General features: G+C 70.5%; 10 protein-coding genes. 6 read left to right on the top strand and 4 right to left on the bottom strand.

All coding sequences use genetic code 11. The features are described 5' to 3' along the window. Positions 1–238: 238 nt before the first annotated feature. A complete protein-coding gene (locus D3869_RS16195; protein WP_137141008.1) occupies positions 239–988 on the top strand; it encodes a sulfite exporter TauE/SafE family protein in 750 nt (249 codons plus the stop codon). A 1-nt stretch (position 989) separates the two neighbouring features. On the opposite strand, the gene D3869_RS16190 is transcribed toward D3869_RS16195, so the two are convergent. The 3 genes from D3869_RS16190 to D3869_RS16180 are packed head-to-tail and all read right to left on the bottom strand — an operon-like array spanning position 990 to position 5,969. Then, on the bottom strand, positions 990–4,136 hold the full coding sequence (locus tag D3869_RS16190; RefSeq protein WP_137141007.1) for an efflux RND transporter permease subunit: 3,147 nt from the start codon (positions 4,134–4,136) through the stop codon (positions 990–992). Between the two features lie 16 nt (positions 4,137–4,152). Further along, positions 4,153–5,313, bottom strand: coding sequence for an efflux RND transporter periplasmic adaptor subunit (locus tag D3869_RS16185; RefSeq protein ID WP_137141006.1), 1,161 nt, complete (start codon positions 5,311–5,313; stop codon positions 4,153–4,155). Further along, complete coding sequence (locus D3869_RS16180) at positions 5,310–5,969, bottom strand: TetR/AcrR family transcriptional regulator (RefSeq protein ID WP_137141005.1); 660 nt, start codon at positions 5,967–5,969, stop codon at positions 5,310–5,312. Before D3869_RS16180 ends, D3869_RS16185 begins: the two co-directional genes overlap by 4 nt. Before the next feature lie 342 nt (positions 5,970–6,311). On the opposite strand from D3869_RS16180, the gene D3869_RS16175 reads away from it, so the two are divergent. From D3869_RS16175 to D3869_RS16165, 3 genes are all read left to right on the top strand, one after another. Further along, the gene (locus tag D3869_RS16175) at positions 6,312–7,391 is read left to right on the top strand and encodes a lytic transglycosylase domain-containing protein (protein ID WP_137141004.1); all 1,080 of its coding nucleotides are present in this window, start codon (positions 6,312–6,314) and stop codon (positions 7,389–7,391) included. A gap of 214 nt (positions 7,392–7,605) precedes the next feature. Next, positions 7,606–9,609 carry a methyl-accepting chemotaxis protein gene (locus tag D3869_RS16170; RefSeq protein ID WP_247895883.1) on the top strand — a complete coding sequence of 668 codons (2,004 nt, stop codon included), beginning with the start codon at positions 7,606–7,608 and terminating at the stop codon, positions 9,607–9,609. 103 nt (positions 9,610–9,712) lie between these two features. Further along, complete coding sequence (locus D3869_RS16165; RefSeq protein ID WP_137141003.1) at positions 9,713–10,702, top strand: small ribosomal subunit Rsm22 family protein; 990 nt, start codon at positions 9,713–9,715, stop codon at positions 10,700–10,702. 3 nt (positions 10,703–10,705) lie between these two features. On the opposite strand, the gene D3869_RS16160 is transcribed toward D3869_RS16165, so the two are convergent. After that, the gene (locus tag D3869_RS16160; RefSeq protein WP_137141002.1) at positions 10,706–11,824 is read right to left on the bottom strand and encodes a DNA topoisomerase IB; all 1,119 of its coding nucleotides are present in this window, start codon (positions 11,822–11,824) and stop codon (positions 10,706–10,708) included. A 145-nt stretch (positions 11,825–11,969) separates the two neighbouring features. Between D3869_RS16160 and D3869_RS16155 the strand changes: the two genes are divergently transcribed. Both D3869_RS16155 and D3869_RS16150 read left to right on the top strand, forming a co-directional pair. Further along, the gene (locus D3869_RS16155) at positions 11,970–12,293 is read left to right on the top strand and encodes a hypothetical protein (RefSeq protein ID WP_137141001.1); all 324 of its coding nucleotides are present in this window, start codon (positions 11,970–11,972) and stop codon (positions 12,291–12,293) included. 74 nt (positions 12,294–12,367) lie between these two features. After that, on the top strand, positions 12,368–13,993 hold the full coding sequence (locus D3869_RS16150; RefSeq protein ID WP_137141000.1) for an alpha-glucosidase family protein: 1,626 nt from the start codon (positions 12,368–12,370) through the stop codon (positions 13,991–13,993). Positions 13,994–14,079: the final 86 nt, after the last annotated feature.

Below are 14,079 nucleotides of genomic sequence, written 5' to 3'. Positions count from 1 at the left end.
TTCGTCTGAACCGAAGGCTGGCTGTGTGACATCCACATTGCCGGAAGCCACGGCCTGGCCTCAAGTGGCATCAGATCCCTCTCCCGTCCCGGGAGAGGGGGCCCGCGAAGCGGGCGGGTGAGGGTCGTGCAAGGATCAAGGAATTCATCCTCGGCGGCACCCTCACCCTTCCCACGCTTCGCGCGGGCCTCTTCCCTCTCCCGAGGCGGGAGAGGGGAATTGACGAGAGACTGCCGTGATGACCGACCTCCCTCTCCTCATCGTTGCCGCCATGGCCCTGACCTTCCTGCTGGCTGGATTCGTCAAGGGCATGATCGGCCTGGGCCTGCCGACCGTCGCCATGGGGCTGCTCGGCCTCGTCATGCCGCCCGCCGAGGCGGCGGTGATCCTCATCGTGCCTTCGCTTGTGACGAATCTCTGGCAACTGGCCTTCGGCCCCAGCCTCGGCGCCACCATCGAGCGGTTCTGGCCGATGATGCTGGGGATCACGCTGGGGACCTGGGCCGGGGCGGGTCGGCTGGCCGGCGCCTCCTCGGGGCAGGCTGCGGCGGCGCTGGGCGGGGCGCTGGCGCTCTACGCGGTGGCCGGGCTGGTGAAGCTGCCGTTGCGGGTGCCGCCGACGGCGGAATCCTGGCTGTCGCCGCTGGTCGGCGTGGCGACCGGGGTGGTGACGGCGGCCACCGGAGTCTTCGTCATCCCCGCCGTGCCCTACCTCCAGGCGCTGGAGCTGGAGCGCGACCGGCTGATCCAGGCGCTCGGCCTGTCCTTCACGGTGTCGACCCTGGCGCTGGCCGCCGGTCTGGCGCAGCACGGGCTGTTCGACGGCACCCTGGCCTGGGGATCACTGGCGTCGCTGCTGCCGGCCCTTGCCGGGATGGCGCTCGGCCAGAGCCTCCGCCGGCGGGTGCGGGCGGAGGTGTTCCGGCGCTGCTTTTTCCTCGGTCTGCTGGCGCTCGGACTGTTCCTAATGCTGGAGCATCTGGGCTGAGTTATTCCGCCGCCGTGCCCTGTGTTGCCGTGCCGTGCGCCACGGCGTCCGGGTCCTTGTGGGCGAACCAGCGCTTGAAGCGCCGGGACAGCGCGTCGAGGTAGGTGAGGATCACGGGCACCACCAGAAGGGTGAGCAGGGTGGAGCTGATGAGGCCGCCGATCACCGCGTGGGCCATGGGTGCGCGCTGCTGCGCGCCCTCGCCGATGCCGAGCGCCAGCGGGATCATGCCGAAGATCATCGCCATGGTGGTCATGACGATAGGGCGCAGGCGGATGATGCCGGCCTCCACCACCGCGTCGCGCAGGTCCACCCCGCGGGCGCGGGCCTGGTTGGCGAAGTCGACCAGCAGGATCGCATTCTTGGTCACCAGACCCATCAGCATGATGAAGCCGATGGCGCTGAAGATGTTCAGGGTGGAGCCGGCGACCAGAAGTCCGAGGAACACCCCGACCAGCGACAGCGGCAGCGACATCATGATGGCGATGGGCTGGAGGAAGCTGCCGAACTGCGAGGCCAGGATCAGGTAGATCAGGATCACCGCCAGCAGCAGCGCCTGGGTGGCGTAGGCCGACGTCTCGGCGATGTCCTTGGTCGAACCGCCGAAGACGATGCGGTAGCCGGGCGGCAGCTTGATCTCCGCGATGGCCGCCTGCAGCTCCTTGCCGGCGTCGCCCGCCGGGCGGCCCTGGACGTTGGCCTGAACGTTCACCTCGCGGGACAGGTCACGGCGGTTGATCTGCGAGGCGCCGAGCGTCGTCTCGACCCGGCTGACCTGCGACAGCGGCACCATGCGCGGCGCCCCCTCGGCGTCGTTGGAGCCGGTCAGGTAGATGCGGTCGAGGTCGGCGCGGCCCACCCGGTCGCTTTCCGGCAGACGCACCAGCACGTCGTAGGTCTCGCCGTCCGGCGCCTTCCAGGTGGACACCTTGTCGCCGGCGAAGAGGGGGCGCAGCGTGTTCGCCACCTGCGCCGTTCCGACGCCGAGGTCGCTCGCCAGATCGCGCTCCAGCCGCACCGACAGGGTCGGCTTGGCCGCCTTCAAGCTGACGTCCACGTCGACGAAGCCGCGGATGCCGGCCATGGCGGCGGTCACCTGCTTCCCGATGCGGTCCAGTTCCGCGATGTCGCGGCCCTGGACGGACACCTGGATCTGCTTCTGCACGCCGCCGACGCCGGGAATGCCGATGCCGATCTGGACGCCGGGGATCGCCGACAGCCGCTCGCGCAGCGGCGGGGCCAGCGTGTTGGGCGTGAGCGTGCGCTGGTCGATCGGTTTCAGCCGGACATAGACGCTGCCCCGGTTCTTGCCGACCGACGCGCCCGTGTTCACCGTGGAGTAGGTGTAGGCGACCTCCGGAAACTCGCGGATCGCCGCCTCCACCTGCCGCAGCTTGGCCGCCGTGTAGTCGAGCGACGATCCGACCGGCGTCTCCACATCGACGATGGATTCCCCGAGGTCGGCGGCGGGGACGAACTCGACGCCGATGCGCGGCACCAGGAAGAAGCTGCCGACGAAGATCCCCAGCGCCATCAGCAAAACCAGCCAGCGCCAGCGCAGCGCCCAGCGGAGCGTCCGGCCATAGACCCGCGCCAGCGCGTCGAAGGCGCCCTGGAATCCCGCCGCGAAGCGCCCGAAGACACCGCGCCCGTGCCGCCCGTGGGCCGCCGGATCGTACCACAGGCTGGACAGCATGGGGTCCAGCGTGAAGGACACGAACAGCGAGATCAGCACCGCCGCCGACACGGTGATGCCGAACTGCAGGAAGAAGCGCCCGATGATGCCGCCCATGAAGGCGACGGGCAGGAACACCGCCACGATGGTCAGCGTGGTCGCCAGGACCGCCAGACCGATCTCCTTGGTGCCGTCCAGCGCCGCCTGCCGGTGCCCCTGGCCCTTGCCGAGGTGGCGCATGATGTTCTCGCGCACCACGATGGCGTCGTCGATCAGGATGCCGATGGCCAGCGACAGCGCCATCAGCGTCATCGTGTTCAGGGTGAAACCGAAGGCCGCCAGCACGCCGAAGGTGCCCATCACCGCCACCGGCAGGGTCAGCGCCGTGATCACCGTGCTGCGCCAGGAGCCCAGGAAGACCATGACGATGGCGATGGTCAGCACGCCGCCCTCGACCAGCGTGCGCTGCACGTTGCTCAGCGAGTTGGTGATCCCGCGCGAGGTGTCGCGCACCACCTCCAGGGCGACGTCGGAGGGCAGGGAGCCGTCGCGGCGCAACTCGTCCAGCGCCTTGTAGAGGCCGCGCGCCACCTCCACCGTGTTGGAACCCTGGATCTTCACCACATCGACGGCCAGCGCCGGCTGGCCGTTGAACAGGGCGACGGAGTCCTGCTCCTCCTGGCCGTCCAGCACCTCGGCGACCTGGCGCAGGCGCACCGGCTCGCCGCCGCGGCGCGCGACGATGATGTCGAGAAGCTCCCGCGGGTTGATGACGCGGCCATCGACCTGGACGACGCGCTCCGCCCCGTTGCCGGAGACGGTGCCGGCGGGAATGTCCTGGTTCTCGTCGCGGATCGCCTGGAGAACCTGATCGACGCCGACGCCCAGCGCCTCCAGCCGTTCGGGGCGCAGCCGCACCTGGACCTGCCGCTTGACCCCGCCGGCGATGGTCGCCCGTCCGACGCCGCGCACGTTCTGCAGGCGCTTCAGGACGATCTGGTCGGTCATGGTGGTCAGGTCGCGCAAGCTGCGGATGTCCGACTTCACCGCGAGCGAAAGGATGGGCTGGTCGTCCGGGTTGAAGCGGGTGATCTGCGGGTCCTTCACCTCGTCCCGGAACTTGGGGCGCAGGGCCGACACCTTCTCGCGCACGTCCTGCAACGCCTGGGTCGAGGCGGTCTTCAGGTCGAACTCGGCGATCACCACCGACTGGCTCTCGTAGGAGCGGGAGGTCAGCGTCTTGATGCCGGCGATGGTGTTGACCGCGTCCTCGATGGGGCGGGTGACGTCGGTCTCGACCGATTCCGGGCTGGCTCCGGGGTACTCGGTGGAGACGACGACCAGCGGGAAGTCCACGTCGGGAAACTGGTCGACGCCGAGCCGGTTGTAGGAGAACAGGCCCAGCACCATCAGCGCCACCATCATCATGGTGGCGAAGACGGGGTTGTCGACGCTGATGCGGGTGATCGGCATGGCGCGGCGCGTTCCCTTACGATCCCATGACCTTGACGGCCCGCCCGGCGGTCAGGCCGGGCAGGGGGGCGGTCACCGCCAGATCGCCGTCGGCCAGCCCGCGCACCTGCACGAGATCCCCGCGCGACCAGGCACCCAGCACCTCGACCTTGCGGCGCTCCACCCGGCCCCCGGAGACGACCAGCACGAAGTCGCCGTCCTGGTCGTGGCGGACCGCCGCCGGGGGCAGGGCGAAGGCGCCCTCCACCTCGTCCACGACGGCATCGCCCGCGGCGAACATGCCGCCGCGCAGCGCGCCATCGGCGTTGTCCAGCACGATGTAGACGGGAATGGAGCGGGTCCCGGCACGGGCCATCGGGTTGATGCGGGCGATCCGGCCGATGAAGTCGCGGTCGCCGAAACCTTCAACCCGCAGCCGCACGGTCTGGCCGGGCTTCAGCCGGGCGACGTCGTCGGCGGGCACCGCCGCCTCGACCTCGACGCGGCTGAGATCGACGACGGAGAACATCTTGGCGTTGACCGCCAGAGTCTCGCCGGGGTTGACCGCGCGCTCGGCCAGCGTACCGTCGATCGGGCTCGCCACCACCGCGTCGCGCAGCGCCTTGCGGGCAAGGTCCACCTGGGCCTCCAGCGCCGCGACGGTGGCCTGCTGGAAGCGGAATGTGCTCTGCGCCTGGTCCATGTTGGTTTCCGAGACGATGTCCTTCTGGCGCAGCGCCAGGTTCTTGGCGCGGGTCTTGTCCGCCAGGACGAGCTGCGCCTTGGCGCCCTCCAGATTGCTCAGCTTCTCGTCCAGCTTGGCCTGAAGCTCCACCGTGTCGAAGCGGGCCAGCACCTCGCCCTTCCGGACGGCCTGCCCTTCGCGCAGCGGCACCTCGACCAGCCGGGCGGCGACCTCCGACTTGACCATGGACTGTTCCATCGGCTTCACGGAGCCGCTGAGCCGCACCAGCTCGGTCAGCCGGCGCGGGGCCATCCGGGTCAGCTCGACGGGCGACAGCTCCACCGGCCGTTCCGCCGGGGGCAGGCCGGCCGCGGCGGGGGCCACCGCGTCGTGGCTGCTCGTGGCCTTCCAGGCGACGCCGCCCGCGGCCAGCGCGCCGGCGATCAGCAGGGGCAGCAGCAGGCGGCGCCGCGGCTTGGCGGTGAGACCATCGGAACGGGCGGCGTCGATCATGGGGTGCGGTCCTTGGGTTCGGCCCTCAGCCCGTTGAGGACGAGGTCGAGATAGGCGTCGAGGTAGGATTCGGCGGAGGCCGCGGCGGGGTCCGGTTCGAAGGGACGCAGCGAGTGGTTCCACAGCGAGAGCATGCTGAGCGGGGCGGCGATGACGCGGGCCATCTGCTCCACGTCGACGGGCCGGAACTCCCCGCGCTCGATGCCGCGGTGCAGGATGCGCGCGAAGAAGCGCCGCCCGCGCAGGACGACCTCCTCCATGTAGAAGCGGGCGAGGTCGGGGAAGTTCTGCGCCTCGGCGATGACCAGCTTCGACAGGCCGGCGTTGGGGCTCTGCTCCATCTCCCAGAAGCCGCGGGCAAGGCCGCGCAGGAACTCCTCGCTGCTGCCCGTGAAGCTGTCCAGCAGATCCTCGCCCATCTGGAACTGCGGCAGGATGGACTGCCGGACGACCGCTTTGAACAGCCCTTCCTTGTTCTCGAAATAGAGGTAGGGCAACCCGACGCTGACACCGGCCTTGCGGGCGACATGCTCCAGCTTGGTTGCGGCAAATCCGCGCGAGATGAACAGGTCGCGCGCCGCCTCGATCACCTCGGCGGGGCGGGCCTCCTTGCGCCGGGACCGGCGGGAGGGGGGAAGAGGAGAGCTGTCGGGCATCGCGGTGCGGCTATAAATGAACGTTCATTCAATATGGAATGACCTCTGGAAAGTCAAGCGGTTGCCAGGGCCGCGACGATCGGCCCCGCAAGTTAAGGGCGTGACAGGAATGGGTCTCTCGCCCGCCGTCGCAAAGCCGGCAACAGTGCCGAATGGGGCAGAAAAAGGGCCAATACGGATGAACAGCATTTGGCTGAAAACCATTCCAATGGGCTATGAAAAAGGGAAAGGCCGTAAAATCAGGACATTACACCCGCCTTGTTGCTTGACAGTCGGCACCATTACATCGCAAAGAGAGGGTAACGCTTTCGATCTTTGTGCAACCAGCACGGACCCCTCCTCGTGGCTTATCGCGACTTCACCGCGGCCCGCGCCGCCGGTGCCGCCCTGATTCTCGCCCTCGGCTTGGCGGGTTGCGCCTCGAACGCTCCGGAAACGGCGGAGCTTGTCGTCAAGGCCCCGGAGGTGGCCGAAGTCCCGATTGATCCGAAGGACCCGCTCGGCCGCTGGGTTCCCCACATCCGCGAGGCGTCGGAACGGTTCGACGTGCCGGAGAAGTGGATCAGGGCCGTGATGATGCGGGAGAGCGGCGGGCGTGCGGTGGTGAACGGACGCACCATCACCAGCCATGCCGGCGCCATCGGGCTGATGCAGGTGATGCCCGGCACCTACGACATGATGCGCACGCAGTACGGGCTGGGGTCCGATCCGTCCGATCCGCGCGACAACATCCTGGCCGGCACCGCGTATCTGCGGGAGATGTACGACCTGTTCGGCGCGCCGGGCTTCCTCGCCGCCTACAATTGCGGCCCGGCCTGCTACGCCTCGCACCTCGCGGGCAAGCAGCGGCTGCCGCGCGAAACCCGGATGTACATCGCGGCCTTGACGCCGAACCTGCGCGGCGTTGCGCCGCGCGAGCCGTCGCAGGCGGCGGGCGCCAGCGCGATCGAGGTCGCCATCGTTCCGGCGAGCGCCCCCACGCCGCATTCCGCGGCGGTGGCCGCCAAGCCCCCCACCAAGCCGGCGGTCCCGGAACCGGTCGCCGTCGCCGCGGTGGTCCCGGAACCGGTGGCGCCGGTGCCGCAGACCCCGGCCACCCCGGCACCGGTCGCCGTTGCCGCCCTGGAGCCCCGCCCGGCTCCGCTCGTGGTGGAACCCATGGGTCGCGGCGAGGCCCGCCCGCCGGCGGAATTCGTCGCCGCCACCGACCGGGACGCGCCGGTCGCCGCCCGCTCCGGACGGACGCCGTCGCGGACGGTGGAAACCCTGGTCGCCGAGGCGATGCTGCCGCCCCACGCGGTCGGCAAGGGGGAACGGGTGGTCATCCGCTTCGTGTCCCAGCGCAGCGGCGGCTGCGGCAGCCTGGAGGGCCGGGACCGCGTCTGCGTCGCCCTGGCCGGAGGGGAAGGCGCCGGCCTGTAACGGCCCCGTCCGCTTCCGTTTCACAGCTTCGGCAACAACCAGAGGCGGCGCCCACCGGATGGTCGGGCGCCGTCTTCGGTTTTCCACAATAGCCTCACACCCACGTCCCCGAGCATATAGGTACTCAAACAATAAAGTCCCGGAGGAGCCGCCCCAGTGCCGCCCATCCGGAAAAACGAAGAGTTCGGGGGAACGCTGCGGATGAGGTGCGGAGATGGTATCCGGGACAAGTGAGCGGGCGAAGCGCTCGACGTTCCAAGTCGTCGTGGTGGATTGCCTGATTGCGGGCGTCGTGGTGGCCGCCCTGGCGGTGTTCGGCGGCATGACCGCCATGGAGGCGACGCGCATCGCCGACGGCAACGCCGAGTTGGCGCAGCGGGTGGCCGAGAACCAGCGGATCGCCCTTGAGGCCGAACGGCTCGCCAAGCTGGGCGAGGCGGTGATCGTCAGCGGGGACGAGGCGACGCGCGCCGACGCGCTGTCCGGCCTGGACGCCCACGCCGCGCGGATGTCCGCCAACGCCGCGCCGGACATCGCGCAGACCGTCGCCAAGGCGGTCGCGGCCAGCCGGGAGGCCGCGGCCATCGGCGCCAAGGTCGAGGCGCTGGACAAGAAATTCGGTTTCAACATCAGCCGCGCGGAAAGCCTGTCGGGCGACATTGCCCGCGGCCTGTCCGCGGCGATGCGCGCGACGACGCAACCGGCGGACGAGCAGGCGCTCGCCACGCTCTTCTCGACGATCCGCGACGCCAAGTTCCTGCTGACGCGCCTGCCGTCCCAGCTCTACCCGCCGGCGGTCGGCAACGACCTGCGCCAGTTCCGCGAGCACATGGCCAAGGCCATGGAGTTGCGCCGGCATCTGCCGTCTGCCGACGAGTTCGAGAGCGTCGCCGACGACATCGCGTCCTTCGCCGCGCTCGACGAGGCCTTCGCGCAGCGCACCGAAACACTGCGCCTGACCACGGACGCCCACGCCCACAACCAGGAGGTCCGGACTCTGGTCGATGGGCTGGTGCAGGGGATGAACGCCGCCTCCGACGCGGTGACCGCGCGCAGCCAGGAGGGTGCCGCGGCGCTGACCGCGGTGCTCGACCGGCTGACGCTGATCGCGCTGGGCGCCTTCGTGCTGATCGGGCTGGTCGGCGGCGTGAACATGCTGCTGGGCTACCGCTTCATCATGCAGCCGGTGCGCGACGCCAGCCGGGCGCTCCAGGCGCTGACCCGCGGGGAGGGTGCGGTGCCGTTGCGCCCCTCGCCCCTGCGCGAGATCGCCGACATCCATGGCGCGGTCGAAGCCTTCCGCGAGGCGCTGGAGGCCCGCCAGCGCGCGGAGGAGACCCGCCGCGACCAGGAACGCCGCGCCGAGGAGGAACGCCGCGCCCTGATGGCGACGCTGGCCGATGGGCTGGAGCGCACGGTCCAGGCGGTGGCCGGCTCGCTGTCCGTGGCGGCGGCGGAGGTCACGGGCTCCGCCCGCGCCGTGGCGGGCATGGCGTCGGACACCGCGCAGCGCACCCGCGCCGCCGCGGACGCCGCCGGCACGGCGACCCGCAACGTCGGCGCCGTGGCTTCGGCCAGTGAGCAGCTCTCCGCCTCCATCGACGGGATCGGGCGGCAGATCGCCCAGTCGCGCAGCGTTGCGGAGGACGCCGTCGCCGAATCCCGGCGCGCCGACGACCTGACCAAGGGCCTGTCGGACTCCGCCCAGAAGATCGGCGAGGTGGTCGCCATCATCACCGCGATCGCTCAACAGACCAACCTCCTGGCGCTCAACGCCAGCATCGAGGCGGCGCGTGCCGGCGACGCCGGCAAGGGTTTCGCCGTCGTCGCCACCGAGGTGAAGGCGCTCGCCTCCCAGACCGCCTCCTCGACGGAGGAGATCGCCACCCTGGTCCATGGCATTCAGCAATCGACCATGGGGGTGGTGGAGGCCATCGCCCGCATCGGCTCCACCATCGCCGTGATCGGCGAGAGCGTGAGCGGCATCGCCGCGGCGGTCGAGCAGCAGCGCCAGGCGACCTCGGAGATCACCCACAACGTGCGCATCGTGGAGTGCATGAACACCGACGTGTCGTCCAACATCGGCGACGTCAGCCGTGTGGCGGTGGATACCGGACGCTCCGCCGACGCCATGATGGGGGCGGCCGACCGCCTGTCGGAACTGGCCGGCACCTTGAATGGCGCGGTGGACGACTTCCTGCGGCAGGTGCGGGCGTAACCGCCTGTTCCCTGATTTGTCCCGGGCCCTGATTTGTCCGTGTGCGCGGGGCGGGCGGCGTGCTAACAGGCGGAACGAGACCACGCCTGCCCCGCCCGGACCCATGGAACTTCCCCCTTCGCTCCGCCACGCGGTGGACCGCGCGCTCGACGGCATCGCCCTGTCCGACCTGAAGCGCGCAGCCGACCGCCTCTCCCAGCGCTACCGGGCGGAGGTGCGGGACGGGCGCTTCCACCTGTCGGACGATCTGGCGGCGCGGGCTTATCTCGCCACCCGCCTGCCGGCCACCTTCGCCGCCGTCCGCTCCAGCATGGAGGCGGTGGCCGAGGCGCTTCCCGATTTCGCGCCGGTGACCGCGCTGGACGTCGGGGCCGGTCCGGGGACAGCGCTGTGGGCGGCCTCCGACTGCTGGGCCAGCCTGGACGACGCCCTGCTGATCGAGGGCAGCCCGGCCATCCGCGCGGTCGGCGAGACGCTGTCGCAAGCGGCGGCGCCGACGCGGATCGTGTGGCGGGCCGGCGATGCCACGGGTGATCTGCCCGGTCTGGAGCCGCGCGATCTGGTGACATTGGCCTATGTGCTGGACGAGCTGGCGGAGACGGCGCGCGACCGGCTGGTCGACCGGCTGTGGTCGCTCACCGCCGGGACGCTGCTGATCGTCGAGCCCGGCACGCCCGCCGGCTGGGCGCGCATCGTCCGGGCGCGGGAGCGGCTGATCGCCGCCGGCGCCCATCTGTTGGCGCCCTGCGTGCACAGCGCCGCCTGCCCGCTGGCCGCCCCCGACTGGTGCCATTTCTCCCGTCGGGTCGCCCGCTCGCGGCTGCACCGCATGGCCAAGGGGGCGGAGGTGCCGTGGGAGGACGAGAAGTTCGTCTACATCGCCGCCTCCCGCCGGCCCGGTGCCCGTCCCGAGGCCCGCATCATCGCGCCGCCATGGAGCGCCGGAAACGGGCGCATCGGCTTCAAGCTCTGCGGCCGGGACGGCGCCCAAACCGAACGGATTCTCGGGAAGCGCGACGGCGCCGCCTTCAAGGCCGCGCGCCGGCTGGACTGGGGCGACGGCCTGTCCACCCAGGACCAGCCGGAGGCATAGGCCCTACGCGGCGCGCCGCCGCTGGCTCTCGCTGGCGCGGGATCGGCGCTCGCGCTCCAGCCGGCCGCGCAGGAAGGCCAGCACGGCGGCCTCCTCGGCCTCCAGTTCGGGAAGCTCCTCGCGCAGCTCGGTCTCCACCTCGCGGGTCAGGGAGTCCAGCAGGTTGCCTTCCAGATAGGCGTCCAGAATCTCAGGGTGGACGTAGCTCTTGCGGCAGACGCTGGCGGTGTTGCCGAGGCGGGCGGCCACCTGCTCGATGGCGTGGGTGACGTTGCGCTTGGCCTTGGCGGCGCTGTCGAAGGTCTCGAACTCCCGCAGCGCCATGGCGGCCAGAACGGTGCCGGCCCAGGTGCGGAAGTCCTTGGCGGTGAAGTCCTGTCCGGTGGCGGCGCGCAGATACTCGTTCACGTCGCCGGAACTCACCGCGTGGCGCTGCCCGTCGCGGTCCATGTACTGGAACAGCTCGTCCCCCGGCACGTCGCGGCAGGCGCGGACGACGCGGGCGAGGCGGCGGTCCTTCAGGGCAACGTTCCATTCCTTTCCGGATTTGCCTTTGAAGGTGAAGCGGATTTCCGCCCCTTCGATGTCGGCGTGGTCGTCGCGCAGGGTGGTCAGGCCGTAACTGCTGTTCTCCCGCGCGTAGTTTTCGTTGCCGACGCGGATCAGCGTGGTTTCCAGCAGCCGCACCACGGCGGCCAGCACCTTTTCCCGCGGCAGGCCGCGGCGGGCGAGATCGCCGTCCACCTGACGGCGGATGGTCGGAAGGGCGCGGCAGAAGTCGAGCATGCGCCCGAATTTCGTGCCTTCTCGCATCTCGGTCCAGCGCGGGTGGTAGCGGTACTGCTTGCGACCCCGCGTGTCGCGGCCCGTGGCCTGGAGGTGGCCGTCCGGGTTCGGGCAGATCCAGACGTCGCGGTAGGCCGGGGGGATCGCCAGCTTGCGGATTCGCTCCAGCGTGTCCTCCTCGGTCACCCGCGTGCCGTCGGGCCACCGGTAGGAGAAGCCCTTGCCGGCGCGGCGGCGCCGGATGCCCGGCTCGTCGTCGCAGACATAGCTCAGCCCGGCGCAGGCCGCGGCCTCTTCCGCCTCGGTGCGGGGATCGGTGACCGTCGCTCCGTCCATGCTGGTATCCCCATCGCTTGCCAGCCCATTGGCTGCCAGCGGGAAACATCGGCGCCGGCTTTTGGTTGCATGGTTGCGGCGGGCGCGCCGTTCGGCAACCATGGCCCCGGCCGTGAGGCCCGCCGGCATTGAAGGGAAGAGGACGATGGACGAGACCAAGCTGACCGCTGCCCTGCCGAACCTGGACATCCAGATCCTGCACCGGGACGACCCGGAGCGCGGGACCGAGACGATCGCCGTGCAGATCACCGCCACGCCCTCCTTCGACGCGCTGCGCGGCATGATGGGGACGGCGCTGCTGGCCTCGGCCAACCCGCTGTTCAACCCGGCCTTCGCCAACGCCAACCCGATGCTGGCCCCGTGGCTGGCCCCATGGATGACGCCGATGCGGATGTGGAGCGACGCCGTGCGGCAGGCTTGGGCGCCCTGGCTGCGCCTGACGGCGCCGACCGTCGGTCGGAAGCCGTGACCAAAACCGGGCCGGTAACCGATCGTTAGGGCTATGGGGGGACCCTTTCCACGAGTCTCTTGTGGAGGGTCCTTATGTCCCAGGCGTCTTCGTGGCTGCGCGGTGCCGCGCTGTACCAGATCTACCCCCTCAGCTTCCTCGACGGAAACGGCGACGGCTGGGGCGATCTGGACGGCGTGCTGGACGGCCTCGGCCATGTGGCGTCGCTCGGCGTGCAGGGGGTGTGGATCAGCCCCTTCTACCCGTCGCCGCAGAAGGATTTCGGCTACGACATCACCGACCACCGGGCGGTCGACCCGCGCATGGGCCGGCTGGAGACGGTGGACCGCATCATCGAGGCGGCGCACGGCCATGGGCTGAAGGTGATCCTGGATCTGGTCTGCGGCCACACCTCGGACGCGCACCCCTGGTTCTCCGCCAGCCGCCGGTCGCGTGACGGGGAATTCGCCGACTGGTACGTCTGGGCCGATCCGCGCCCCGACGGCACGCCGCCCAACAACTGGCTTTCGGTGTTCGGCGGCCCCGCCTGGACCTGGGAGCCGCGGCGGCGCCAGTATTACCTGCACCATTTCCTGTCCAGCCAGCCCGCCCTGAACCTGCACGACGAGGCGGTGCTCCAGGCGCTCGGCGACACCGCGGCCTTCTGGCTGGAGCGCGGGGTGGACGGCTTCCGCATCGACGCGGTGGATTTCTTCGCCCACGACCCGCAGCTCCGCTCCAACCCCGCGGCGGCCTGGAGCGGGGCGGAACCGCCGGCCAAGCTGTTCGCCCTGCAACAGCATCTCTACGACATGATGCACCCGGCCATTCACGGTGTGCTGGCCCGGCTGCGCGCGGTGATCGACTGCTATCCCGACCGGGTGCTGCTGGGCGAGCTGTCGAGCCAGCCGGGCGCTGCGCGGCGCATCGCCGCCTACTGCGGGCCGCAGGGGCTGCACGCCGCCTACACCCTGTCGCTGGCCAAGCAGCCCTTCACCGCGCAGAACTTCGCCGGGGCGCTGACCGGGACGCCGCAGCCCGAGGCGATCTGCTGGAGCTTCTCCAACCACGACGTCGAGCGCGCCGCCAGCCGCTGGCTGCCGCCCGGCGCCGATCCGGAGCGCTTCAACGCCCTGCTCGCCACCCTGTTCGCCACGCTGCCCGGCACCGTCTGCCTCTACCAGGGGGAAGAGCTGGCGCTGCCCAACGCGGTGCTGGAGGCGGAGGACCTGCGCGACCCCTTCGGCATCGCCTATTGGCCCGACTTCCAGGGTCGCGACGGCAGCCGCACGCCGATGCCTTGGCGGTCCGGCGCCGCGAACGCCGGTTTTTCCAGCGCGGTCGAGACGTGGCTTCCGGTGGCGGAACCCCACCACGGCTTGGCGGTCGACGCCCAGGAGCGGCGTACCGGCAGCCCGCTCGACGTCTGGCGCTCCGCCCTGCGCCTGCGCCGTCGCCATCCGGCGCTGACCCAGGGCGGCGTGGCGGCGGTGGAGGAGGCCGGCAGCGTCCTGGCCTTCGAACGGGCGGCGGAGGGCGAAGAGCTGCTGGCCGTCTTCAACCTGTCCAACCAGCCGGCGGAATACGCGCTGAAGCGCAAGCCGCCGATGGAGGCGCTCGACCTGCCGCGCCCGCCGGGAGTGCCGGTTCCCGAGGTCAGCGCGGACGGGCGGACGCTGGTCCTGCCGCCGCTCGCCGCCTTCCTGGGGCGGCGCGGCTGAGGCGGTCGCCTAATCCGTAGGACCAGGGTAGACCTGACATGCGCATTTGTGCGATGAATCGGAACGAAAACGCTGCTTTGTTACAG

The sequence above is a fragment of the Azospirillum brasilense genome, from assembly GCF_005222205.1.
Taxonomy (GTDB): domain Bacteria; phylum Pseudomonadota; class Alphaproteobacteria; order Azospirillales; family Azospirillaceae; genus Azospirillum; species Azospirillum brasilense_G.
This window is presented reverse-complemented; position numbering and strand designations above follow the sequence as displayed.